Below are 23,766 nucleotides of genomic sequence, written 5' to 3' on the forward strand. Positions count from 1 at the left end.
GTAAGTGCTTAGCCCGCAAAGAAAAAGAAATCAAGCAGTCTATGGTCCGGTCTGGTATTTTAATTTTTCTGGAATAAGTACTCTATTTTTGGGCGCTCTGCTTCCTAAGGTAGAGTTAATTGATGGTGAATGCTGCAACGCGGCACACAAAAAGAATGACTCCACGCAGTCAAACGGCGCAGTTGACAGTCGACCATTATTTTGCGAATATAAACAAAAATCATTCTCATTAAAGAGATGAGGTATTTTTGTTTTCATCACAACTTGCCCATCTCAATTCCGGAGTTTTCCTATCATGCACCGCGAGGCCAGCGGCACTCTTCAACGACATGTTCTGGATATAGAGTTTGCTCACTGCTACGGTCAACATGCGGATTGGTTGGCGGCGTGGTTTCAACGTCGTTTGGCTTGTAATGGTGCGGCCAGTGAGTTGGCTCAAGAGGTATTCTTGAGGTTGTATGAGCAGCGCCAACAATTGCCAGCCATTCGTGAGCCTAGGGCCTGGTTGACCGCAGTGGCTCATGGCCTGCTGGTTAATCATTATCGGCGGGTAGACCTTGAGAAGGCGTATCTGGCAGCGCTTTCATCTTTCCCCAGCGATAACACGCCTGGCCCGGAACAAAAGGCGGTGTTGTTTGAAACACTTCTTGAGTTGGATCAATGCTTGCGGGACTTGCCAAGAAAAGTTCGTTATGCATTTTTACAGGCTCAACTTGAAGGCAAAAAGCAGCAGGAGATTGCCGGTGATCTGGGCGTTTCGCTGAGCATGGTCAAAAAGTACATTGCCCAAGCTCAAAAGCGTTGCTCGGGTGTTGAACAAGCCGCATTAAATTTTTCAAATCTGGATGCAAGGCAACGGTTAATGTCGTCCAGGGCCCTGGCTACCATGCCGCGTTTTAGTCGCCGTGCCGTACTGAAATCCCTCGCGGTACTGTTCGGCTCCGGCGGGCTGTTTTATGGTTATCATCGCAGCGATTATTCCGCAGACTGGACTAGTGCCAAAGGCGAAATCCAAACCCAAATATTGCCCGATGGCAGCGAGTTGACTCTCGATTCCGACACCGCTGTTGATTTGACATTTACAGCAACTCAAAAGCTGATCGTTTTGCGCCGTGGCCGAGTCATGATCAACACTGCAAGCACATCGAGAACAAATGATTTGAAGCCGATGGTGCGCACTCGCGAGGGTTTTGTGCAAGCGATGGGAACTGTGTTCTCGGTTGAACAGGGCGCTCAAAGCACCCTGGTTGAGGTGTTTGAGGACAGTGTGCAGTGGCTTCCTTTGGCGAGTGGGGACACTCATTTGTTGAAAGCTGGTGAACAGGCGGAATTTGGCAGATACGGACTGATTTCGCATCAAACCGTTTCCGGCGAAAAATCGGCTTGGGTACGTGGTTTGTATGTGGCCAGTTCGGTGACCTTGAAAGAATGGGCGGCTGAAATGAATCGATACCGAACAGCCACTTTGTATTGCGATAAGGCAGTCGAAAGCTGGCTTGTTTCCGGAACATTTCCGTTGAATCAACCTGAAGTTGCTTTGATGGCATTGCAAGATGCCTTGCCGGTCCAGTTGATTCAGCACAATACATTGGCTGCCTCAGGTCCTGTGCTATTGGTGGCACGAGATCAGGCTGAATAAATGTCGAATGTTTGGTGTACTTTTTCTTTTTTCAATTGGCATATGAGTTGAACCTTTATTTCAACCCATTTGATAAATTGGAAAATTTCTCATGTCTTCTTCATTTGCTTTGCCCCGCAAGTTAAGCCCAATCGTACTGGGCCTACACCTGGCCATGACCGGCCTTGCCAGCGCCGCGTTTTTCACAAGCTCGTCAGCTTATGCGCAGCAAAGTTCAATTGATATACCGGCAGGATCTTTGTCGGTCTCGTTGAATATGCTCGCGCAGCAGCGCGGTGTGGTGTTGTCATATGACCCGGCATTGCTCAATGGTTTGAGCAACTCCACCCTGAAAGGTAAATACACTTTCGAGCAGGCAGCCATGCAATTATTGGCGGGAACTGGTGTGGTTTTGCAGCCTACATCGGTCGGCTATACCCTGGTTAAAAATTCACCTGCTGGCGCGTCAACCCTAAAGGCGGTGACAGTGACAGCCGAGGGTGAGCCCGTGTATGGCGCTTCAACAGCGGCTGGATTCTCTGCGAAGAATGCAAAAATTGGCGTATTGGGCGAGCGCTCATTGCTGGAAACGCCATTCTCGGTGAATGTCATTTCAGGGGAGTAACTTGAAAACGCAGGTGTGAAGAACCTGGCTAGCCTGGTGCGCCTCGATCCTTCCTTGACCAGCTCATTTTCTGCAGTGGGCTACTACGATGCCATTTCAATTCGCGGTTTGAGCCTGAATAACTGGACCAATTATTATAAGAATGGATTGCTGTTTGCGAACCAAGCGAAAACGCCTTTTGAGAATATCGAGCGCGTTGAAGTGATGCGTGGATTGAGCGGATTTTTACAAGGTTTCGCTGCACCGGGCGGTGCGATTAACTATGTCACTGAACGCCCAACGCCTACCTGGCAGCGAAAGGCAGAGATTGCGATGGACGAGTTCGGCACATTCATGCCGGGTATCGATGTGGGTGGGCCTTTGACCGAAGACGGTCGTTTGGGCATTCGAATCAATGCTGCAGGGGGACAGGAAAATTTCTTTGTAGACGATGTCGAAACAGATCGTGGTTTCGCTTCGATCGCATTGGACTGGCTTGCTACTGATCGACTGAGCATACAATTTGATGCACAGGTGGATCAACGTGAGGGAACGACACAACCCTCGCTTGAGGTTGACACCAATGGTCAGGTTCCTCAAGGCGTAGACCCTTCGCGATATCTGGGTCAACCATGGGCTTCTTATGACACGCTCACCCGAGAGTATGCACTTGCAGCCGACTTCAGAATCAATGCCCAATGGAATGCATCATTCAAGATCAATGATGCGCACCTGTATCGCGATGATTTCAGTGCAAACATTGGGAACATCCAACCCAATGGCGATTTTGACATTCAGGAATACAAATCGATTGGTGAGGTGCGCGATTCCCGCAATATGGAACTTGCGGTGAGGGGGGATTTGACCTGGGGTTCGATACGTCACGAAGTGGCTGCAGGTTACACACAAAGAAAACTGGCCGCCGTTTTTGGTAACAGCGTTTTTAGAACGGTGGGTACCTCGAATCTCTACAACCATGTGATTATTGCAGACCCAAATGGTGTGCCAGGCGAACCCAGTTTGGCCATTTTGAATCGTGACAAAGGTGTGTTTGTGTCCGACTTCATTACTTTCAATGAACAGTGGCAGGCCCTTTTGGGTTTGCGCAGATCAGAAGTGGAGTTTTTCTCAGCCTTTAGTCCTACAGTGTATGAAGACACGGTGACCACACCAACCGTGGCTTTGATTTACATGCCAGTGCCGAGTACTTCAATTTACGCCAGCTACCTTGAAGGCTTGGAGCAGGGGGGCACTGCGCCAGGCAGTGCAAACAATCGAAATGAACAACTTGAGCCTGTCACTGCCGAGCAAACTGAAATTGGTGTGAAAACTGAATGGTTCAATGGTGAATTGATCACCACAGCGGCACTGTTTGAAACCGAGGTTCCACTCAGTTATCTGGACCAATCCAGCAATGTGTTTGGCTATTTCGGAACACGTCGTCACCGTGGCCTGGAACTGACTGGCACAGGCCAGGTTTGGAAAGGTGGGCGGCTTAACGCGGGTTTGGTTGCTCTGGATGCAAAGTCGTTAAATACCGGCACGCCAGCCAATGATGGCAAGGTACCGCAGGGAGTTGCCGAACGGCAGGCCACCTTGTGGCTGGATCAAGCCACTGGCATTCGAGGTCTTAGCGCACAGCTGGGCGTGCGCCACTCTGGCAAACGCGCTTTGGATGCGACCAACTCGGTGTTTTTACCTGCCTGGACAGTCGCGGATGTGGGTTTGCGCTACACAACCAAACTGCAAGGAAGGAATGCGACTGTGGGTGTGCTGGTTCAAAACATCGCCGACAAAACCTACTTCAACGAAGGTTCGTTTCGAAATATCTATTTCGGCAGCAAGCGAGCAGTCAGTTTGACAACGAGCCTGGAGTTTTAATGTTTAAGTTTGGCCAATCCCGCCCAAAGCAGGTTAAACATGGTGTTCACCACCATGGCTTTGGGCACTTGGGGTTGTGTAAGCCACCACTTTGCAAGTTGCTCGCCTGCGCCTGAAAGGGCGTGGGCCGTGGCCACAATTTCTTCCTCTGAAACAATTCCTTTCAAGTCGCCAAGCAGAAGTGCGATTCGATTCACCGTATCGAAACGAAGTTGGCTGGCGGCATCGGATGCGGGCCCGGCCACCGCAGCACCACTGTCGTAAAGAAAACGAAAAGCGGCCTGTTCGCATTCAACAAATGCAAAGTAACCCTCAATGCCGCCACGCAATCGACCTTGTAGGTCTTCACCTTTCAGTGCATTTTCGATGATGTAAATGTTGAGTACTTCGCGTGCTTTTTTCAGGCAGGCCAGGTAGACGCCGTCTTTGTTGCCGAACAGTTTGTAAACCACCGGGCGAGTTACGCCTGCTGCCTTGGCAATGTTTTCCATGGCCGTGCCCTGGTAGCCGTTTTCCACAAACATGCGTTGCGCCACTTCGAGCAACTGGCGTTCCCGATCCTCAGGTTTCATGCGGGTTTGTACTTTTTTTAGCATGTTTAACTCATTGAATTTACAGTGGAAAAACTACACTAGACGTATTACAACTTCATAAATTAATCTCTAGTTACAGTAATGTAACTTAAGGGTCGAGCACAAGACCCCGCGCAAAAAGAGAGAGACATGAGGACGACAAACTTGGGTGGGGCCATCGTATTGGCCTGGGCTTTGCTATTGGGCGGCTGCATGGGCGACTCAGGTTCGCCTGAATCGGCCAGCCCCACTGTTACCAATCCCAATGAAGAGGACCCCGACACGCCTGTAGACCCGGAAGATCCCGATGATGGCGGTGATGACAACGGTGAGGGTGACCCGCCACCCCAGTTTCCGAAAGACCCGATTGTTCGAACCGAACCAGCTGGCACCGGCGCTGCACCGGCGGGTGCAGAGCGCTGCGATCCGCTCGACCCCGCATACTGTTTATTCCCGTTTCCCAACAATTACTTCACCACAGCCGACACGCAAACCGACACCAAAATGCGGGTGAATTTGAAACTGCTGGCCATGCCCAAAAATATTCTGGGCAAGCCGATTGACCCCACTGACTGGAATCGAAATGACGGCTTTTCTCCGGGGCAGCCTATATTGACCCGCGTGCCCGGGCTTGACTTACAGGAAACTGGCGCAGTGCCCATTACCAATATCGAAGCCAGTTTGCAACCCCATCAACCCATTGTGTTGATTGACACACTGACCTTGAAAAAGCAACTGATTTGGGCTGAGTTCGATGCGAATCTCACCCAGGGCCAATTGAACTTGCCCAATGCTGACCCGGGCCCTGCATTAATTATTCGGGTTGCAAAAAATCTGGAACCGGGGCGCCGTTACATTGTGGCCTTGCGCGATTTGAAGAACAGCGAGGGCAACACCATTGAGCCTTCGGCGGTGTTCATAGCGTACCGGGATAATTTGCCTTTGGGCAATGCCGCACAAAATGCACGCAAGCCGCTGATGGAAAACATCTTCAGCGTGTTGGACATGGCAGGCGTTGCACGGGAAAACCTTTACCTGGCTTGGGATTTCACAGTGGCTTCAGGCCGCAACCTGACCGAGCGATTAATTCACGCCCGTGATGAATCGATCGAAGCCACCGCGGGGCAGTCGCCGAACTTCACCATTGATGCAGTCATTGAAAACCCGGAAAACGGATCAGCCAGTGAAATTACTGCGCGGCGAATTCGCGGTCACATTGATGTGCCCTGTTTCCTCACCAGCCCGAATTGTTTGTCGGGTGGCACTTACAATTACCCGCTGCTACCTACCGGCAGCTCAGCGACTGCGCTACCGCAGCGCAATCCACTCACGCCAAACGCCAGCGTACCTTTTATTTGTTCAATTGCCCGCAAGAATCTGGACACGGGCGAGCCCGCGCGGGCATCGCTTTATGGCCATGGTCTTCTGGGCTCGCGCGATGAGGGCAATACTTATGACTTGAACGTGCGCGTGATGGCTGAGCGCCACAATTTCCTGTTCTGCATGGTGGATTGGGCGGGGCTTGCTACCGGCAATTTGCCGGATGACCAAAACGACAACCGCAAATACGATCCGCTGTGGGATGCCGTGGGTGGAGACATCGCCAGCACTGTGTTGATGCTGACCGATTTCAGCGGCTTCAATCGCCTCACAGACCGCTTGCAGCAAGGGTTTTTGAATTTCACCATGCTAGGCCGCGCCATGATCTCCGAGAACGGTTTCTGCACGCACCCAGCCTTTCAGAAAGAGGGCGAATGCCTGATCGATCGCAGCGAACTGTTTTATGACGGCAATTCGCAAGGCGGAATCAATGGTGGGCCAGTCACTGCCATTTCACCCGACATACAAGCTGCAACCCTGGGCGTGCCGGGCATGGCGTATTCCACCCTGCTGCAGCGCTCCGTTGATTTTGCGCCGTATGCTCCAGCCTTCTACCAGGCCTACCCGGCTTCGCTAGATCAACAGTTCATTCTTTCGCTGATCCAAATGCTGTGGGACCGTGGCGAAAACAACGGCTACGCATGGAGCCTTGCGCCGGGACGGGAACTGCCGGGTACACAGCCCAACAAGCGCGTGTTGCTGATTCCCGCGTTTGCGGACCACCAGGTGTACATGAACACTGCAGAAATCATGGCAAGAACGATTGAAGCGCCGTTGCAATGCCCGGCGGTGGTGGGTGGGCCTTCCGCACAGCGCGGACCCGCAGTATTGAAGCAGGCGCACCCCGCAGTGCGTGCCGAGCAAGAACAATTCCCCAACGTTTCTTTTGGGCGAAGGCATCCGGATGATCACCCGTATTTTGGTTTGCCATGTATCAAGAAATACCCACATGCAGGCAACGCACTAACCGTGTGGGACAGCGGCCCCATGACAAATGCCGATGGTTCTGCAAACCCCAATGGAAGTGCTCCACCACCGCTGGACAATCGACCCATGACTTCGGGTTACGGCGCTGACCCCCATGGCCACCCGCGTAATGAAGAGAAAAACATGGACATGAAGTCCGCCTTCTTGAAAAAGCAGGGCGCATTGATTGATGTGTGCAATGGGATGCCGTGTGCATCGCGCGGCTTTAACCCGTCATTAAAATAAAGGAAGCATCGCAATGAAAACAGTTCAATGGAATGCTTTGCTGGCCTGCCTCTTGTTGTCCGCCTGCCTTGGTTCGGGTAATGACGTGGTAAATGGTTCGCGCACGGATGTCAGTGAGGAAGACCCTCTAATCATTGTTGATCCGCCCCCTGGCAACCCAAGTGTGCTCGACACCTCAGAATTTCGCGCGGCTTCAGCCAAACGCAACATTGACCCCACCCCGGCACAAATTCAGGGTGTACTGACCAGCGACATACCCGTGGTCGGCAAGCTGCAGCAATTCAACTTGGGTGGTTATGGTGGTTTTGCGTTTAATGGTCCGGAAGATATTGTGAACTTCGACATCGGCGGGCCACCCGCCAATGGCATTGGCGATGGCACCTTTGTGCGGGTGTTTGTGCTGGAAGAACAAGCTGAGTCGGCGAATCGCTTGGTGTTTGTCACCATTGATGCCATTGGCGCTGGCAATGTGATTCAAAACAAATTGAAAGCTGCGGTTGCGCAAGCTGCCAACGTGCCGCCCAACAATGTGTTGTTTGCACAAACGCATTCGCATTCGGGTGCCGACCTGCAAGGTTTGTGGGGTGGCGTGCCCGCAAGCTGGTTGAATTGCGAGCAAGCTGATTCCGCCCAGGCCTGTGACCCTGTATTGCAGGGCGGGCTTTACCAGCTAGCGGCACAGGCTGCTGCCGAGGCGGTGGCGAATCTTCAGCCAGCCTATGTGGACTATGCACAAACCGTGCTGGAAGGCGAGGCACGATTGAACAACTTTCGCCGCTGTGATCCGGATGATTCCAGAATGCCAGACCCCACATTGACTGTGTTGCAAGCCCGAAGCGCCGAGGGTGATGTACTGGGTTCGGTGTTGAATTACTCGGCACACCCCACAGTACTGGGGGCAAGCAACCGCTTGGTTCACACTGACTGGGTGGGTGGTGCCCTTCGCACGCTGGAACAGAACTTCAATTCCACGGTGTTGTTCTACAACGGCGCCATCGCAGATTCTTCGCCCCGTGCGCCTGCTGCAGAAGACCCCTATGAGCGAGCCAATGCCATGGGTGTTGCTGTGGCACAAGCGTCCATGAATGCCCTAGGTCAGCGCAAGAAAGTAGAAGGTGGCATGTTGGTGAATCATGCCACTGCATTTTTGCCAGTCACCAATCCTTTGTTTGTGGGCGCGGGTGGATTGCGCAGTTTCAATGGTTATTACAACTTCACACCCTTGGGCGAGGAATTGGCTGCCAATATTCCCGGCTTTGAAAACTTTCCTCAAGTGGCTTTGTATGCAGAAACACCGGTTAGCCGAATTCAATTGGGTCAGGGTGATGGCAAGGTGCTGGAATTGGTGACCATTCCTGGCGAGGGCTCAAAAGGCATGGCCGATACAATTCGCGCACGCAGCGATTCACCCATGATGTTGCTGGGGCTGACCCACAATTCGCTGGGCTATATTTTGACCGAAGATGAATTCGGCAATGGCTTGTTTGAATGTCAGTCTTTCTACGAGGAAACTGTGTCGCTGGGGCCTTTGACGACCCCAGCGCTGAACTTACAGGCCTACGACCCGTTATTTGATTAGAACTTTGATTTCGCCTTGTCGAAAGCGTCCTTGATGTTGTCCCAGGCGCTGTTGGCGCCTTCCTTCAGGCTTTCAAATGCTTCGCTGCTGGCACCTTTCAGTTCTTCTAGTTTCGATCGACCTTGTGCCAGCTTGGCTTCAAGTGCGTCGATGGATTCATTCATTTCCTTCTTGGCATCGGCTGATTTGCCATCGGCCTTGGCCTTGAGTTTGTCCAGATCTGCTTTCCATTCATCCAACTGGGCGTTGAGTTTTGCCTTGTAGTGGTCGATGTCTGCCATGTGGTGTACTCCTTTCATGTTGTGAAACTGGAAAGATCAGGGTAACAACTCTTCATGACATAAAGTACCTACTCGCGCAGAGGACTTCCTCTAATCCGGCCTTTTGGGGTTGGAAAATGCTTATGATGTAGCCAAGTTCAGGCTGTGAGTGATTGGTCGCTCGGCTGTGTTGGCGCAACCCCATGTCTTTGTTTGAAACCACCGAAGTGCTTGTGTTTTTCAACGTGCTTTTACAGCAGTTGGGTGCACCTGTGCCTGCCGTTCCCACCCTGATTTTGTCGGCCAGTTTGTCAGGCGAATGGTCGGGTATTTTATTGCTTGCCTTGTTGGCCACCTCCGCTTCCTTGGTTGCAGACTGGGCGTGGTACATCGCCGGGCGTTTTTATGGCTACCGGGTGTTGTCGCTTTTGTGCAAGCTGTCGATTAATCCGGAATCGTGTGTCAGCCAAACCGAGTCGCGTTTTCGGGTGTGGGGCCCGTGGTCACTGGTGGTGGCCAAGTTCATTCCAGGTTTTTCAACCGTAGCACCACCCATTGCCGGTGCCGTCAAAATGTCGCTGATCAGCTTCACCCTGGCCTCTGCGCTGGGTGCGTTTTTGTGGGCGATGGCCGCTTTGCTCGCAGGCTGGTTATTTAAAGATCAGGTCAACGCGGCATTCGCAGCGCTGCAAGACAACTGGTTCATCGTGTTGGTAGTGGCTGCCTTGGTGTGCAGTCTTTGGCTAATGTGGAAACTGGCTCGGCGCGATGAATTTCAATCGCGCTTGAAGATGCCGAAAATTCCAGCAGAAGAAGTGCTTGAATTGGTGAAGGCCGGGCATTCAAACCTGCGCCTGCTTGATCTTCGGCCTGCCGTTGTTCAGGATGCCGAGCCTTTGCCCGGATGGTTACCCGCCAATTCAGAAAGCGCCCTGGCCGCAGCGCGTGCATGGCCAAAAACTGATTTGATTGTGACCATGTGTGCCTGCCCGGATGACGTGAGCGCCAGTTATGTGGCGGATCGCCTGCGCAAACAGGGTTATCGACAGGCAAAGGCCATGGACGGGGGTTATGAAGCATGGCTGGAAAGCAATAAGGTCAACAACAAGGCGAAATGAGATTAAATTCATGTAACCTTTGTGGCTTGTTTAGCGTAATAAGCTTTGCGACGTTTTTACCTTCCTTCATTTAATTTCACCACGGAACTTGACCATGCGTTTGTTGAGCAAAGCCCTGATTGGCGCCTTTAGTTTTGCACTTGTTTCCCTGCCTGTGGCTGCCAGCGAGATTATTCAGTTTGGTGTTGGCCTGTATCAGCCCGACAAAGACAAAAACGACGCCACTTACACACCCTTGGCGCAGTACCTTGAGAAGAAACTGGGCAAGCCGGTGAAGCTACGCACCGTGAGCAGTTGGGAAGGTTTGGCGAAATCGCTGGCCAATGGTGAGACTGACATTGCCCTGATGGGCCCATGGGGTTATGTGTTGGCCAACAATGAAGCGAAAGCGCAAGCCGTGGCCACGATTGAATACGAAGGCAAGCCAGAATATTTTGGCATCATGGTGACGAACCCGAAAAGCGGCATCAAAAGCATGGCCGACTTGAAAGGCAAAACCTTTGCGTTTGGCGACAAAGGTTCTACATCGGGTTACCTGATTCCTTTCCATTATTTTCAGAAGCAGGGTATTAACCCCGACACTTATTTCTCCAAGGTAATCAACACCAGCCACCAAGCCATTCAGACCCAGGTTACCCAGGGTGCAATTGATGCTGGCGCAGATTACAACCGAAATCGCGACGCGATGATTGCCGATGGTCTCATCAAAGCCGAAGACTCGAAAATTATCTGGACTTCCGACCCCTTGCCCAACGACGCATTGGCCGTCAGCGCAAAATTGTTCGAAGACAAAGCCTTTGTGGCCAAGTTGCAAGAGGCCTTGTTGGGCATTGGTGCTGAACTGAAGAATCAACCCAACTTGCTGCCCCCGCGCTACACCGGCTTTGCCAAAAAAGACAACAGCTACTACAAGCCAATTCGTGACGCAGGGCTGGCCACTGGCCGCTTGCAGCCCAAGTAAGGTGGCTGGAACGCCCTTATGAACTGGATGCAGTTTAAGTTGCGCCTAAAAGGCCGGCTCGGTTTTTTCGGGCTGGTCTTTTTGTATGCGCTGATAGTGTTTGCCTGCGTGTACAGTTTGGCCACAGCCGGCGATTTGTCAATGGGGCGCAACCCCGTTGCCAATTTTATTAAAACCGCCACCGAATTCGCCCGCCCCAGTTTTATGGATGTATGGTTTGGCGACCCTGCCTATGAATACACAAGCGACGATGGCGCGGTGCTGCGCACCGAGAACAGGCAAGAAGTAGAAAAGCAATGGCTGGTGCAGTTGGGTTTTGCCACCTGGACCACCTTCAAAATTGCCACATTGGGTTCGCTGTTGGGGGCCATTCTGGCCTTGCCTTTTGGTGTGCTCAGCGCCAAGAACATCAAAGCCCCGCGTTTGCTGACTGCCTTATCGCGTTTGGTGCTGGATACATCGCGATCCATTCACACGCTGGTGTTTGGCTTGGTGTTGGTGGGCATTGTGGGCCTGGGTCCCACTGCCGGTATTCTGGCGATTGCGTTTCACAGCCTTGGCACTTACGGCAAGCTGTTTGCAGAATCCATTGAAACACTCGACATGGCGTCCATTGAAGCAGTGAAGGGTGTGGGTGCCAGCCCCTCGCAAACCTTTTTCTGGTCGGTGTGGCCCAATGTGCTGCCGCAATGGGTTAGCAGCCACTTGTACCTGTGGGAATACAATATTCGCGATTCTACAATTTTGGGCATTATTGGTGCCGGTGGTTTGGGCCTGTTGATTTCAGAAGCAGTGGCGTTGTTTCAGTGGGGGCGCTTGTCCAGCATCCTGATTGTGGTGGTGTTGATGGTGACCGCATTTGATGCAATCAGCCGCAGAATTAGGACGGCCTTGTTATGAGCACCAACATCATTGAAATCGAAAACCTTGAAATGGTGATTGCCGGGCGACGCATTTTGAAAGTGGATTCACTTCAGATTGCGCGTGGTGAAAAGGTGGCCATTCTAGGGCGCAATGGCGCAGGAAAATCAACCCTTCTGCGGTGTTTGAATGGTTTTGTAAAACCCACGGCGGGGCACATTGTGGTGAACCAGCGCACTGTTTTTCCTTTGCGCCGTGAACGCGATTTGCGCCCTGTTCGTGCAGAAGTGGGGCAGGTTTTACAGGGCCTGCATTTGGTGGCCCGCTTAAGCGCCATGGAAAATGTGTTGGTGGGTGGCTTGGCCAGCATGCCGCGTTTGCGAAGCTGGGCACGAATTTTTACCACTGAGGAAACACAGCGTGCACAGGCCGCTTTGAAGGCTGTGGGGATGGCGCATTTGGCTGAAAAACGCGCCGATAAACTTTCTGGTGGCGAAAAGCAGAAAGTGGCCATTGCCCGCATGTTGATGCAGCAACCCCAATTGGTACTCGCCGATGAGCCGACTGCCGCACTTGATCCGACAGCGGCTGATGAAGTGTGTGAACTCCTGGTGAAAGCCAGTGAAAATTCCACGCTGATCACTGTGGTTCACAATGTGAGTTTGGTGCCTTTGCTGAGCCACCGCGTAATCGGTTTGAAAGCAGGCGAAGTGGTGCTGGATTGCGCAAGCAATGCGTTAACGCAAACGCAACTTGATGATTTGTACGAGTGAACGATGAATGACAACGCAGGGCGCAGCTGCCCAATTCGATACCAGTATGGCGCAGCAAAAATTGCACAGCGACTGCCAACGCAGTGTGATGTGCTGTATGTGGTCGGCGGCTTGTATGGCAACGCGTTTGCACTGAACACCATTGAGAATTTGGCTGCTCAAGAAACTGGGGAAGTCCGCATTTGTTTCAATGGCGACTTCAACTGGTTCAACAAATCCCCTGAAGATTTTGCGCACATCAACCAGCGCGTGCTGCAACACGATTGCATATTGGGTAATGTGGAGGCTGAACTGGGCGAGCCTTTGGATGTGGCCGATTGCGGTTGTGCTTATCCTGCGAATGTTGATCAGGGTGTAGTAGACCGGTCCAATTTCATTCACACCGAATTAAAGCGCACCGCGCAACAGCAGCCGGAGTTACTGAAGCAGTTGTTGGACAAGCCTTTCTTTGCGCGTTACACCGTGGGTGGTTTGAATGTGGCGGTGGTGCATGGCGACGGCGATTCACTGGCAGGTTGGCGTTTCGACCCAGTACATTTGAAGCGTGCTGAAGAAGCACCTTGGCGGGTTGCTTTGTTTGAAAAAGCGCAGGTGAATGTGTTTGCCAGCAGCCACACTTGCAGCGCAGCTTTTCACCATGAGCCTTTGCCCAATGGGCAAACAGGGTTGATTAGCAACAATGGTGCAGCGGGCATGCCCAGTGCAACATCGCTTGATCAAGCCGGTGGTTTGGACGGGCTGATTACCCGCATTTCCACGACACCTTTGAACAATCGTTCTTTGGTGTTTCAATCGACACAACTGAATGGTGTGTGGGTTGAGCAGGTGCGCGTTCAGTTCGACCAGGCTGCATGGCAGCAGTACTTTCTAAGCCAATGGCCTGAAGGCACTGCTGCGCACACCTCGTATTTCAAACGCATCAGCGAAGGCATTTAATAACCAAGCACACGCAATCAAACACACGCCACCGAGCCATCCGAACGCGGGTCGGCTGCGCCTTCCATCATGCCGTTGGGGTGGCGCACCACCGCGCCTGCATGGCCCATGGTGTCGCTGAACGCTTCAGGTAACACTTCCAGCACATGCCCAGCATCGCGCAATTGTTGAACCAGTGTTTTATCAAATCGGCTTTCCAGCTTCAGGGTGGTGCTTTGTTCGCCCCAGGTGCGGCCCAGCAACCAGCGCGGGGCAGTTACTGAAGCTTGCAGGGGTTGGTTGAACAGGCCATAGCGGCTGAACACTGCCGCCTGAGTTTGTGGCTGGCCTTCACCGCCCATGGTGCCGTACACCATGCTGCGGCCGTCTTTGAAACGGGCCATGGCCGGGTTCAGTGTGTGGAAAGGTTTTCTACCCGGCTCAAGGCGGTGCAGGGCGTCTTCTTTTAATGAAAAACTGATGCCACGGTTTTGCCACATCACACCCGTGGAAGGGCACACCACACCCGAACCAAATTCCCAGAATACACTTTGAATAAAGCTGGCGGTGCGGCCTTCGCTGTCAATACAACCCATCCAGATGGTGTCGCCTTGCCAGGGGTCTTGCGGCCAGGGCAGTGCACGTTGCATGTCGATTTTCTTCGCACGCTCAGCCAGCGCCTCACGGCTTAAAAAGTCGTTGGGGTTCACAGTCATATAGGCCGGGTCGGTGCAGTAGCGGTCGCGTACCAGAAAGGCTTGCTTGGTGCTTTCTACCATGCCGTGCAAATACTCAAAACCATCGGCTTGTTGCACGCCGAGGGTATCAAACATGCCCAGAATCATCAGCGAGGCCATCCCTTGCGTGGGCGGTGTCATGTTGTAAATCGTGCTGTTGTTCAGCTCAGTTTGCAGGGGGGTTACAAACTGCGCGTGGTGATTATTCAGGTCAATCAATGTCAATGGGCTGCCCACACGGGTCAAATCCTCTGCCATGGCTTGGGCCAGTTCACCTCGGTAAAAATCATCCAGCCCCACCTGGCCCATGCGTGCCAGTGTGTCGCCCAAAGCGCCTTGTTTCAATACGCTGCCTTCTAGAGGCACTTTGCCATCCATCAACAAATGTTCAGCAAAACCCGGTGCTGTGGAAAGTTCATCGAACTTCACACGGGTTAAACGTTCCTGGCTGCTGCTAACCGCCACGCCATGGTGTGCATGCACCACTGCGTCGCTCAACAAACGGTTCAGGGGCATTTTTCCGCCCCATTGTTTGGCCATTTCTTGCGCCTTGATCCAACCGCCCACAGTGCCCGCCGCGGTGAGTGCAGCCAAGGGCCCCCGGTTGGGAATGGCATCGAATCCTTGTTCTGTATAAAAAGCGCGGCTTGCTTTGGCAGCTGCTTTGCCGCAGGCATCAATGCCAATGGGCGCTTTGCCCGGTTCGCTAAGCAGCCAGAAGCCATCGCCGCCAATCGAGTTCATGTGCGGGTACACCACTGCAATTGCAGCGGCAGCGGCGATCATCGCCTCTGCGGCGTTGCCGCCCTCTTTCAATACATCGCGGCCAGCCTGTGCCGCCAAATGGTGGGGGGCTACAAATACGCCGCCCAGTGCACGTTTGGTGTGAATCATTGTTCTTTTAACTCCCTTTTGTTGCTTAACCCAACACGCCGTAAAACATACGCACGGCGGTGATGAACAGGAAAAATGCAAATGCCAGTTTCAGGCGGGCTGCGGTGGTGGCATTGGCCATGCGCGCGCCAATAGGAGCCATCCACATGGTCATGGGCACAATCAATGCAAAACCAATCAGGTTGATGTAGCCAATGGTTAATGGTGGCGTATTTTCAACATTCCAGCCATTGAGTAAAAACCCGATTGCGCCGGGAATGCTGATGACCATTCCGATTGCAGCGGCGGTGCCCACAGCCCTGTGCATCGGCACATTGAACGCATTCAGAATCGGCACACTCAAGGTACCGCCCCCAATGCCCATCAGCGTTGAAAAGCCACCGATGAATATGCCCATGATTTGTTTGAAGGGGCTGCGCGGCAAACTTTCAGCCACTGGTTTTGCTTTGCTGCGAAATGCCATGTTGCCAGCCACCAATAAAGCAATGCTGGCAAACACGATTGACAACACATCGCCAGATACATAGCCGCTTGCAAAGCTGCCAATAATCACACCGATGAACAGGGGCAGCACCAGGCTTTTAAACAGTGGTTCATCCAGATTGCCTTTGGCTTTGTGGCTTTTCGCCGAGATGAATGAGGTGGGAATGATGGTGGCCAGCGAGGTGCCCACAGCCACATGCATTTTCACACTTTCATCCACGCCCAACAGCGTGAACAGGTGGTACAGCACCGGCACAATTACAATGCCCCCACCCACACCCAGCAGGCCTGCCAGCAGGCCTGCGATGGTTCCTGTGACGGCGAGCGCCACCACCAGCCCTGCCAGCCAAGGCAGGGAGTATCCACTTAATAATTCCATGAAAGCTCCTTGCTTTTTTACCAGCCAATGGCTTTGGGAAGCCAGGTTGCAACAGATGGAAACACGAAGATGACTGCCACTGCCATGGCCTGCAACAACACGAACGGCAGTACACCCACATAAATATCGCGCGTGGTAATGCCCGGTGGGGTTACCCCCTTCAGGAAGAACAACGCCCAGCCGAACGGTGGTGTCAGAAACGACATTTGCAAATTCATTGCGATCAGAATGGCCAACCAAACCATGTCGGTGCCGTAACCGATGAACACTGGCAAGAACATGGGCAATGCAATGTAGGAAATCTCAATCCATTCCAGGAAGAATCCCAACACAAAAAGCAGTGCCATCAGAAACAGCAGGGCGCCCACTTCACCACCAGGAATCATGTCAAACAGGCTGTGTACCATATCTTCACCGCCCAAGCCGCGGAAAGCCAGGGCGAAGGGTTGTGCGCACAGCAAAATGAAATACACCATGGCTGAAATGGTCAAGGTGCCGTGCATGGTGTCTTTCAACAGTTGCATGTTCATGCGACCAAAGCCCACAGCGATCAACAATGCGCCCAACGCGCCCATCGATGCCGCCTCTGTGGGCGCAGCAATACCGCCCACAATTGAGCCCAACACGGCAAACACCAATAAAACAGGCGGCAACACATCGCGAATCAGCTTGCGGCGCAGCTCGGCTTTGTTGATTTTTCGGCGTTCTTCCAGTGGCACTGCCGGCACCAATTTGGGCATGAACATGCCCAGCAAAATAAGGTAAGCGCAGTAAATACCGGCCAACACCAAGCCTGGAATGAGGGCGGCTGCGAACAGCGTGCCGACTGATTCACCCATGATGTCGGAGAGCAAAATCAACACCAAACTCGGCGGAATAATTTGCCCCAAAGTGCCTGAGGCACAAATGGTGCCGCAAGCCACGCTGGGCGCATAACCACGGCGCATCAAGGTGGGTAGCGTTAGCAAACCCACGGTAACCACGGTGGCACCTACAATGCCTGTAGAAGCGCCCATGAGCACGCCCACCAACACAATGGCCAAACCCATGCCGCCTTTCAAACCACCCATGGCAGTGCCGATGGTGTCGAGCATGTCTTCAGCCACGCGGCTTTTTTCAAGCATCACGCCCATGAACACGAACAATGGAATGGCAAGCAAGGTGTAGTTGCTGACCACGCCATACAAACGCGCTGGCATCAAATTAAACAACATGGGGCCAAAGCCAATATAGCCTGCTACAAAGCCGGAAACAGCCAATGCAATGGCCACTGGAATGCCAATGATCATCAGGCCCAAAAAGCCTGCAATCATGCCCAGCACAATCCACTCATTGTCCATCAGGCCACCTTCGCTTCTTTAATTTGCACAGCAGCCTGCAACAGGTTGGCAATGCCTTGAATCATCAGCAAGCCAAAGCCTAATGGCAGGAATATTTTCAGCAGGTAGCGGTAGGGCAGGCCACCGGGGTCGGGTGAACCTTCCATCATGTCGAAAGACTGCATCACATACGGCACCGACAAATACACAATCACCAGCGCCACCAGAAAGGTAAGCACTGCACTGAACAAATCAATCCAGCCTTTGCCCAAGGGGCCAAAACGCTCATACACGAAATCGACCCGTACATCGGCTTTGTGTTTCATGGCGTAGGCCAGGCCGAACAGGGCGATGGGGGAGATCAGGTGCCATTCCAGTTCTTGCAAGGAAACAGGCCCGATTGAAAACAGGTAACGCAAAATAACGTTGGCGGCCACGAGGACGACGAGGGCAAGCACGCACAGGCGTGCAAGCCCCCCAATGAACTCGACAAACGCCTCGAGTTTGGGGATGGCTTGCTTCATGACAACAATCGCTTATTAAAGGTTCAGGAAAGTTTTTTCGCTCAGGGCTGCCCAGGATTCATGCTTCTTCTTGAATGCCATGAACGAGGTGTGCACCTTCTTGGCCAAGGGGTCGGAAGCGGCCACGCTTTCCAGTGTGTCCATGGTGGCTTCTTTCAACTTGTCCACAATCGGTTTGGGCAGCGCTTGCGCTTTCACACCCTGGTTTTTCACCAGGTCTTCCAGTGCTTCTGCATTCACCGATTCCGACCAGGAAAGGCTTTCCACCACGCTGGCTTGTGCTGCCATTTGCACCATCATTTGCAGGTCTTTGGGCAGCTTGTCCCACGCTTTTTTGTTGATCAACAGTTCGGTGACATTGGTGGGTTCGTGCCAGCCAGTGGTGTAGTAAAACTTGGCAGCTTTGTGTAGCCCCAAGCGGCGATCCTGGAATGGGCCCACGAATTCGGCAGCGTCGATTACGCCACGCTCCAGTGCGGGAAAAATCTCGCCCCCGGGTAGCAAGCGAACATTCACACCCAACTCGCTGTACACCTTGCCTGCAAGGCCAGGAATGCGCATCTTCAAACCCTCAAAGTCTTTGACGGTTTCCACAGGCTTGCGGAACCAGCCTGTCATTTGAACGCCGGTGTTGCCCATGGGCATGGCAGTCAAGCCGAAGGGTGCATACACTTCTTGCCACAACTTCATACCTTCGCCGTGGTAGAGCCACGCCATCATGCCTTGGGTATTCATGCCGAAAGGCACGGTTGTGAAGTACTGAGCCGCGGGTGCTTTGCCCGACCAGAAGTAGGCATTGGCGGCGTTCATTTCAACAGTGCCTGCAGACACTGCATCAAAGCCCTCCAGCGCGGGAATCAGTTCGCCGGCTGCGAAGTGCTGAATTTTCAGGCGACCATTCGACATGGCTTCCACTTTTTTACAGAAGTCGGTGGGGCTGCCTGGGCCCGCCACGTAAAAAGGCGAGCCAGGTGGGTAGGCATTGGTCATTTTCATGGTGACCTTGGCATTTTGTGCGCTTGCAACACCGGGTACGGCCAAGGCTGCACCACCTGCTGCTGCGGTGGCAGCGCCTGAAATAAACTTGCGACGATCAATTGAGGTCATGGAACACGCTCCTGCTGCTTGGAAAACAAAGGGTTCGCCGGCTGCACAAATGGCAACCGGTCACAGCCCTGTATTAGCGAAAGGCGTGCCAGGTTAAAAAGTAACTTAAGCTATTGAAAAATATGAAGTAAATTAAAATTAGGGTTTACCCTTGGTTTGAGTTTTTGACACCACAATGAGGCATGTAACATGCATATGCCCATGCCATTTGTATACATTTTGTTTACTTTTGTTGTCGAATCGAATGCAATTGCTGCATTGAAAAAATCAATCGGAAGCAGATGGATTTGAAAAGGGGCACTTTGGTATCGAATGTATTTACGGACCCAAAATGTGGCACTGCACCACAACGGGGACTGCACATTCTACAAACGCGCGCCACCCCGGCGATGTTTTACACGCTTTAGCAAGTTCTTGCATTCCACAGAAATAATGTCGGGCTGGCCGAACAAATATTTTTGCGCAAAGGCCAAAAAGCTTTCTTGCGTGTCGGTCAGTGTGTGAATGTGAAGGCTTTGTAAATCGGACATGATGTACAGGCTGGCTACTTCAGGTTGAGCTGCCAATTCAGTGGCCACAGCCTCGATCACGTGGCTTTTCACCTTCAAATCAACAAAGGTACTGGTGACCTTGCCCAGCTTTTCGGGGTTCACCACAGCGGTGAATTGTTCCACTGTACCTTCTTCCAGCAAGGCTTGAACTCGTGCCCGGGCATGGGCGCGTGAACAGCCCAGCTGCCGCGCAATGTCAGCGAAAGACAATCGGGAATCTTTGATCAGCAAGCTGAGCAGGGCGGCGTCGAGTTCGTTCATGGCGTTTTCCGGTGTGGTTATGCCATGAACAATGCAAGAGCTGTACCTGTTCAAGATTTTTGAGAGTGACCGGATGAAGTGTGTCGAGTCATGGCGGCATGAATGTTTAGAAATTGGGCAGCTTATGAATTTGATCCAGGATCGCTTTAGATCTCATGTGCTTAATTTTGTGCTCATTCAAGGCCTTCGGAATTCGGGTGAATACTTTGGTCAAGCCACCCCCTTTAAACAGGTATTCTCTCCATCCTTTTTCGTCTAAACGCTTGGTAACCCCTTTAATGTCGACCAATGAGGGCGTTAACAGCCCCTGCAACACATGGTCTTTGCGCTTGAAGACGATGAACAGATTCCCTTCGTCTTCGACATAGACTTGATCAAAGTAGGGGCTGGCGGCAGCAATCAAACTTGGGCGGCTGTAATAAAACAAATGTGCTTTGAAATAGATATTATGCGGGCTTGCATCTTTCTGCGTGATATTGGGGACCTCAACGACAAAATATCCTCCTTCCTTCAACATTTGATGCACCTTGATCATTACCTGCGTAGGGTGTGCCAAATGTTCCAGTACATGGAACATCGTCACCACGCCGAAGCCCTTGTGTTCAATGTCTGAAATCTGGCAGGTATCGATCTTTACCCCATACTCGTCACGGGCAAACTCTGAATACCCTTGATGGGGTTCAACGCCCCGCGATTCAAACCCGGCTTGCTGGGCCATGTACACAAACTCTCCACCGCCGGCGCCGATGTCCAATAAAGCAGCACCTGGCGAAATACCCGCTTTGCGCATTCTTGCCAACCGGTCCAAAGCCGCCTTGCCCGCCCTGTGTACGTACTTCGGTTTGGGCTGGTGGGTGGACTTGTATTCTTCCCGATAGTTGTGCGAGTAGTAAATGTGCAATTCTTCGTCGGTGGGAAGATTAGCCTGCTGTACCAGTGCACAGGTATTGCACATGAATATGACAAGGGTTTCAGCGATCTTTGCATCTTTCACAGACCAGACCGAGCTACTTTCCGCACCGCACAGGCGACATTTATGCATAGTAAAAAACCTCTTCAGGCCCACATGTTTTTAACTTCACCGCCAGGCGAAGTAGAAGGAAGTGGGCGAACAATTTGACGATGTTGTTGATCAACAGTGGCGTTGTACAAAGAATCCCAATCAGTTCAGGTTGGTTCCAAAAGTAAAATTCAATAAGTAATTGGCCACGATTAACCCGGGGCGGTCGAAATGAATTCGCGCCTTGTACGGGGAATCTTGCTTTGAATTGTTGCAAAGGCTAAAAAACTACATGGGACAAGTTTCGCGGTTGTTAGATTTTTAAATGAGCACAAGTGCTTCAAGTCAATTTTTTTGAGCCGATCAATTACCGCAACAGCAAGGCAGGTACCTTGGTGGCCCGCAACATGTCTTCGGTCTTGCTGCCGAAGAACAATTTTCGCAGTGGTGAATGCGTGTACGCGCCCATTGCCAGCATGTCAGCTTGGTGAATTTCCAGGCCATTCAGCATTTGGGTAACCACATCGCCTTGCACATGGCTGAACTCGGTTGGAATGCCGGAATCAGTCAAGGTTTGTGCGGCTTCTTCCAGCAGTTTTGTGCCACCGGCAGTTTTTTCCCCGCACATTAACAGCGTGCCCTTTAAGCCTTTGAATAATTTGCTTTGCAGTACGGTTTGCACACCGCGCTTGCTTACAGCACTGCCATCGAAGGCAAACAAAAACCTTTCAGGCACTTTGAACTGTTCATGAACACCCAGCACCGGCACATCAATTGCTCGCACCGCTGCCTCGAAAGTGCGGCCAATGTCGCGGTTCGATGCAAGCGAGGTTTCACCGCGCCTGCCAATAATTGCAATCCGCGTGTCGTTCTGCATTTCAAGCAGACAATCCACCAAAGTGCCGTGCCGAATGCGTGAATCGGCCTGAGCCACGCCGTCTTCAATGGCGCGTTCACGCAGGCCATTCAAAAACAGCCGCCCTTGGGTTTTCGCCAGCTTGGTTTTTTCGCTGTCGCTCATCACCAGTTTGTTCATCAGGTTTTCTTGCGCGCCAAAACCAATCGCACCGCTGTGGTCTTCGCCTTCTGCCTGTTCAAGGTGTCGATCAATTACGTGCAGAAATTCAACAGGTGCTTTGATTTGCCTGGCTACCCAACTAGCACAGTCGGCCACTGCAATCGAATATTGCGAGCGGTCCACACAGGCAACTATTTTACGTTCATCCATGTTCGTGCTCCTTAGTGTTGGGCCATGCGTTCAAGCGCATCGTCTTTGTCGTGAATGGCGAACTTGTCGACCAGGGTGCGGCTTGCTTCATTCATGCCGATTACTTCAACTTCGGTGCCTTCGCGTTTGAATTTGATGATGACTTTGTCCAGCGCGCTAACGGCTGTAATGTCCCAAAAGTGCGCACGGCTTACATCGATGGTGACTTCATCAATCACTTCTTTGTAGTCAAACGAGTTGATGAAGTTTTCAGCCGATGCGAAAAACACCTGGCCAGAAATAACATAGGTGCGGTTGCGGCCTTCATCTTGCGTGCTGGATTGCACACGCAGAATTCGGCCCACCTTGTTGGCGAAGAAGAAGCCTGACAACAGCACACCCACCAACACCCCTTGTGCCAAATCGTGTGTGCCCACAGTAACCGCGACTGTGGTCAGCATGACCACACTGGAACTTTTTGGATGTTCACGCAGGTTGCGAATGGAAGCCCAGTTAAACGTTCCGATCGACACCATGATCATGACCGCAACCAATGCGGCCATTGGAATCATGGCCACGTAGTCGCCGACAAACACAATCATGATTAGTAGAAAAACACCTGCGCACAGGGTGGACAATCGACCGCGGCCACCCGACTTCACATTGATCACAGACTGCCCAATCATGGCGCAGCCCGCCATGCCACCAATGAAACCCGAGGCAATGTTGGCCACACCCTGGCCAATGCATTCGCGGTTTTTGTTGCTGGGTGTGTCGGTAAGGTCGTCCACAATTTGCGCGGTCATCATCGATTCAAGCAGACCGACCACTGCCAAAGTCAGTGAGACCGGGAAAACAATTTGCAATGTTTCCCAGGTCCATGGCACATCGGGAATCAAAAACACGGGCAGTGAATCGGGCAACTCGCCCATGTCGCCCACGGTGCGAATTTCCAGCCCGATGAATATGCTGAACAGAGTAAGCACAACAATCGCGACCAGCGGGGAAGGAATGGCTTTGGTGATATACGGCAACAGGTAAATAATGCCCAGGCCAGCAGCCACCATGGCGTACACATGCCAGGTTACGTTGATCAGTTCGGGCAACTGTGCCATGAAAATAAGAATGGCCAAGGCGTTTACAAAACCGGTGATGACCGATCTGGACACAAAACGCATCAACTTACCCAGTTGCAACACACCTGCAATAATCTGAAGCACGCCTGTCAGCAGGGTAGCCACCAGCAGGTATTGCAAACCATGGTCTTTGACCAGCATCACCATGACCAAGGCCATGGCGCCAGTGGCTGCGGAAATCATGCCAGGCCGCCCACCGGTGAAAGCGATCACGGTTGCGATACAAAACGAGGCGTACAAACCCACTTTGGGGTCAACGCCGGCAATAATTGAAAAAGCAATTGCTTCAGGAATAAGCGCCAGCGCAACAACGAGGCCAGCCAACAGGTCATTTCGGACGTTCGAAAACCAGTCCGTTTGAATAGTTCGGATCATTTTTTGTTTCTGTGAATGAATGCGGCCAACACTTTTCCGCCAAGACTGATGGGTAGCTT

Annotated in this window: 20 protein-coding genes and 1 pseudogene; 10 read left to right on the plus strand and 11 right to left on the minus strand. The window is 52.3% G+C overall.

The genetic code is table 11. From position 1 onward, the window contains the following. Window positions 1-295 precede the first annotated feature (295 nt). The 3 genes and pseudogenes from NSP04_RS14460 to NSP04_RS14470 all read left to right on the plus strand — a co-directional run. A complete protein-coding gene (locus tag NSP04_RS14460; protein ID WP_257513059.1) occupies window positions 296-1,639 on the plus strand; it encodes a sigma-70 family RNA polymerase sigma factor in 1,344 nt (447 codons plus the stop codon). A 91-nt stretch (window positions 1,640-1,730) separates the two neighbouring features. Continuing rightward, window positions 1,731-2,243, plus strand: coding sequence for an STN domain-containing protein (locus tag NSP04_RS14465; protein ID WP_257513060.1), 513 nt, complete (start codon window positions 1,731-1,733; stop codon window positions 2,241-2,243). 12 nt (window positions 2,244-2,255) lie between these two features. After that, window positions 2,256-4,103, plus strand: a pseudogene (locus tag NSP04_RS14470) (TonB-dependent receptor); the annotation flags it as partial. Here the strand turns inward: NSP04_RS14470 and NSP04_RS14475 are convergent. Next, entirely contained in the window at window positions 4,100-4,699 is a 600-nt protein-coding gene (locus NSP04_RS14475) for a TetR/AcrR family transcriptional regulator (protein WP_257513062.1), read from the minus strand. The pseudogene NSP04_RS14470 and the gene NSP04_RS14475 overlap by 4 nt on opposite strands. A 126-nt stretch (window positions 4,700-4,825) precedes the next feature. Here NSP04_RS14475 and NSP04_RS14480 point away from each other — a divergent pair, with 126 nt between their 5' ends. Both NSP04_RS14480 and NSP04_RS14485 read left to right on the plus strand, forming a co-directional pair. Next, window positions 4,826-7,267: a hypothetical protein gene (locus NSP04_RS14480; protein ID WP_257513063.1), complete on the plus strand. Its 2,442-nt coding sequence runs from the start codon at window positions 4,826-4,828 to the stop codon at window positions 7,265-7,267. A 13-nt stretch (window positions 7,268-7,280) separates the two neighbouring features. Beyond that, window positions 7,281-8,846: a neutral/alkaline non-lysosomal ceramidase N-terminal domain-containing protein gene (locus NSP04_RS14485; protein WP_257513064.1), complete on the plus strand. Its 1,566-nt coding sequence runs from the start codon at window positions 7,281-7,283 to the stop codon at window positions 8,844-8,846. On the opposite strand, the gene NSP04_RS14490 is transcribed toward NSP04_RS14485, so the two are convergent. Then, the gene (locus NSP04_RS14490) at window positions 8,843-9,127 is read right to left on the minus strand and encodes a sll1863 family stress response protein (RefSeq protein WP_257513065.1); all 285 of its coding nucleotides are present in this window, start codon (window positions 9,125-9,127) and stop codon (window positions 8,843-8,845) included. The genes NSP04_RS14485 and NSP04_RS14490 overlap by 4 nt on opposite strands. A 182-nt stretch (window positions 9,128-9,309) precedes the next feature. Between NSP04_RS14490 and NSP04_RS14495 the strand changes: the two genes are divergently transcribed. The 5 genes from NSP04_RS14495 (at window position 9,310) to NSP04_RS14515 (ending at window position 13,755) form a co-directional block, all read left to right on the plus strand. Further along, a complete protein-coding gene (locus NSP04_RS14495; protein WP_257513066.1) occupies window positions 9,310-10,224 on the plus strand; it encodes a VTT domain-containing protein in 915 nt (304 codons plus the stop codon). A gap of 94 nt (window positions 10,225-10,318) precedes the next feature. Next, the gene (locus NSP04_RS14500) at window positions 10,319-11,185 is read left to right on the plus strand and encodes a phosphate/phosphite/phosphonate ABC transporter substrate-binding protein (protein ID WP_257513067.1); all 867 of its coding nucleotides are present in this window, start codon (window positions 10,319-10,321) and stop codon (window positions 11,183-11,185) included. An 18-nt stretch (window positions 11,186-11,203) separates the two neighbouring features. Further along, entirely contained in the window at window positions 11,204-12,085 is an 882-nt protein-coding gene (phnE, locus tag NSP04_RS14505) for a phosphonate ABC transporter, permease protein PhnE (RefSeq protein WP_257513068.1), read from the plus strand. Then, window positions 12,082-12,819 (plus strand): phosphonate ABC transporter ATP-binding protein, encoded by a 738-nt coding sequence (locus NSP04_RS14510; RefSeq protein ID WP_257513069.1) that lies wholly within the window; start codon window positions 12,082-12,084, stop codon window positions 12,817-12,819. The genes phnE and NSP04_RS14510 overlap by 4 nt, the downstream gene beginning before the upstream one ends. A 3-nt stretch (window positions 12,820-12,822) precedes the next feature. Next, a complete protein-coding gene (locus NSP04_RS14515; protein WP_257513070.1) occupies window positions 12,823-13,755 on the plus strand; it encodes a hypothetical protein in 933 nt (310 codons plus the stop codon). Window positions 13,756-13,772: 17 nt separating this feature from the next. Here the strand turns inward: NSP04_RS14515 and NSP04_RS14520 are convergent, their stop codons facing one another. The 9 genes from NSP04_RS14520 to NSP04_RS14560 form a co-directional block, all read right to left on the minus strand. Next, window positions 13,773-15,365 carry a gamma-glutamyltransferase family protein gene (locus NSP04_RS14520; protein WP_257513071.1) on the minus strand — a complete coding sequence of 531 codons (1,593 nt, stop codon included), beginning with the start codon at window positions 15,363-15,365 and terminating at the stop codon, window positions 13,773-13,775. A 25-nt stretch (window positions 15,366-15,390) separates the two neighbouring features. Continuing rightward, on the minus strand, window positions 15,391-16,227 hold the full coding sequence (locus NSP04_RS14525; RefSeq protein WP_257513072.1) for a sulfite exporter TauE/SafE family protein: 837 nt from the start codon (window positions 16,225-16,227) through the stop codon (window positions 15,391-15,393). A 17-nt stretch (window positions 16,228-16,244) separates the two neighbouring features. Then, on the minus strand, window positions 16,245-17,567 hold the full coding sequence (locus tag NSP04_RS14530) for a TRAP transporter large permease (RefSeq protein WP_257513073.1): 1,323 nt from the start codon (window positions 17,565-17,567) through the stop codon (window positions 16,245-16,247). Continuing rightward, complete coding sequence (locus NSP04_RS14535) at window positions 17,567-18,070, minus strand: TRAP transporter small permease subunit (protein WP_257513074.1); 504 nt, start codon at window positions 18,068-18,070, stop codon at window positions 17,567-17,569. The genes NSP04_RS14530 and NSP04_RS14535 overlap by 1 nt, the downstream gene beginning before the upstream one ends. A gap of 15 nt (window positions 18,071-18,085) precedes the next feature. After that, window positions 18,086-19,177, minus strand: coding sequence for a TRAP transporter substrate-binding protein (locus NSP04_RS14540; RefSeq protein WP_257513075.1), 1,092 nt, complete (start codon window positions 19,175-19,177; stop codon window positions 18,086-18,088). Between the two features lie 365 nt (window positions 19,178-19,542). Next, window positions 19,543-19,989: an Lrp/AsnC family transcriptional regulator gene (locus NSP04_RS14545; protein WP_171099909.1), complete on the minus strand. Its 447-nt coding sequence runs from the start codon at window positions 19,987-19,989 to the stop codon at window positions 19,543-19,545. A gap of 106 nt (window positions 19,990-20,095) precedes the next feature. Beyond that, a complete protein-coding gene (locus NSP04_RS14550) occupies window positions 20,096-21,055 on the minus strand; it encodes a class I SAM-dependent methyltransferase (RefSeq protein ID WP_257513076.1) in 960 nt (319 codons plus the stop codon). Between the two features lie 301 nt (window positions 21,056-21,356). Next, complete coding sequence (locus NSP04_RS14555; RefSeq protein ID WP_257513077.1) at window positions 21,357-22,217, minus strand: universal stress protein; 861 nt, start codon at window positions 22,215-22,217, stop codon at window positions 21,357-21,359. 11 nt (window positions 22,218-22,228) lie between these two features. Next, on the minus strand, window positions 22,229-23,707 hold the full coding sequence (locus NSP04_RS14560; protein WP_257513078.1) for a SulP family inorganic anion transporter: 1,479 nt from the start codon (window positions 23,705-23,707) through the stop codon (window positions 22,229-22,231). Between the last annotated feature and the right edge of the window lie 59 nt (window positions 23,708-23,766).

It is taken from the genome of Limnobacter parvus (assembly GCF_024623725.1).
Taxonomy (GTDB): domain Bacteria; phylum Pseudomonadota; class Gammaproteobacteria; order Burkholderiales; family Burkholderiaceae_B; genus Limnobacter; species Limnobacter parvus.

What these genes read in the sequence shown, in the direction of transcription:
- NSP04_RS14460 (WP_257513059.1), top strand. Translation starts at nt 296, where the DNA reads ATGCACCGCGAGGCCAGCGGCACTCTTCAACGACATGTTCTGGATATA.
- NSP04_RS14465 (WP_257513060.1), top strand. Translation starts at nt 1,731, where the DNA reads ATGTCTTCTTCATTTGCTTTGCCCCGCAAGTTAAGCCCAATCGTACTG.
- NSP04_RS14475 (WP_257513062.1), bottom strand. Translation starts at nt 4,699, where the DNA reads ATGCTAAAAAAAGTACAAACCCGCATGAAACCTGAGGATCGGGAACGC.
- NSP04_RS14480 (WP_257513063.1), top strand. Translation starts at nt 4,826, where the DNA reads ATGAGGACGACAAACTTGGGTGGGGCCATCGTATTGGCCTGGGCTTTG.
- NSP04_RS14485 (WP_257513064.1), top strand. Translation starts at nt 7,281, where the DNA reads ATGAAAACAGTTCAATGGAATGCTTTGCTGGCCTGCCTCTTGTTGTCC.
- NSP04_RS14490 (WP_257513065.1), bottom strand. Translation starts at nt 9,127, where the DNA reads ATGGCAGACATCGACCACTACAAGGCAAAACTCAACGCCCAGTTGGAT.
- NSP04_RS14495 (WP_257513066.1), top strand. Translation starts at nt 9,310, where the DNA reads ATGTCTTTGTTTGAAACCACCGAAGTGCTTGTGTTTTTCAACGTGCTT.
- NSP04_RS14500 (WP_257513067.1), top strand. Translation starts at nt 10,319, where the DNA reads ATGCGTTTGTTGAGCAAAGCCCTGATTGGCGCCTTTAGTTTTGCACTT.
- phnE (WP_257513068.1), top strand. Translation starts at nt 11,204, where the DNA reads ATGAACTGGATGCAGTTTAAGTTGCGCCTAAAAGGCCGGCTCGGTTTT.
- NSP04_RS14510 (WP_257513069.1), top strand. Translation starts at nt 12,082, where the DNA reads ATGAGCACCAACATCATTGAAATCGAAAACCTTGAAATGGTGATTGCC.
- NSP04_RS14515 (WP_257513070.1), top strand. Translation starts at nt 12,823, where the DNA reads ATGAATGACAACGCAGGGCGCAGCTGCCCAATTCGATACCAGTATGGC.
- NSP04_RS14520 (WP_257513071.1), bottom strand. Translation starts at nt 15,365, where the DNA reads ATGATTCACACCAAACGTGCACTGGGCGGCGTATTTGTAGCCCCCCAC.
- NSP04_RS14525 (WP_257513072.1), bottom strand. Translation starts at nt 16,227, where the DNA reads ATGGAATTATTAAGTGGATACTCCCTGCCTTGGCTGGCAGGGCTGGTG.
- NSP04_RS14530 (WP_257513073.1), bottom strand. Translation starts at nt 17,567, where the DNA reads ATGGACAATGAGTGGATTGTGCTGGGCATGATTGCAGGCTTTTTGGGC.
- NSP04_RS14535 (WP_257513074.1), bottom strand. Translation starts at nt 18,070, where the DNA reads ATGAAGCAAGCCATCCCCAAACTCGAGGCGTTTGTCGAGTTCATTGGG.
- NSP04_RS14540 (WP_257513075.1), bottom strand. Translation starts at nt 19,177, where the DNA reads ATGACCTCAATTGATCGTCGCAAGTTTATTTCAGGCGCTGCCACCGCA.
- NSP04_RS14545 (WP_171099909.1), bottom strand. Translation starts at nt 19,989, where the DNA reads ATGAACGAACTCGACGCCGCCCTGCTCAGCTTGCTGATCAAAGATTCC.
- NSP04_RS14555 (WP_257513077.1), bottom strand. Translation starts at nt 22,217, where the DNA reads ATGGATGAACGTAAAATAGTTGCCTGTGTGGACCGCTCGCAATATTCG.
- NSP04_RS14560 (WP_257513078.1), bottom strand. Translation starts at nt 23,707, where the DNA reads ATGATCCGAACTATTCAAACGGACTGGTTTTCGAACGTCCGAAATGAC.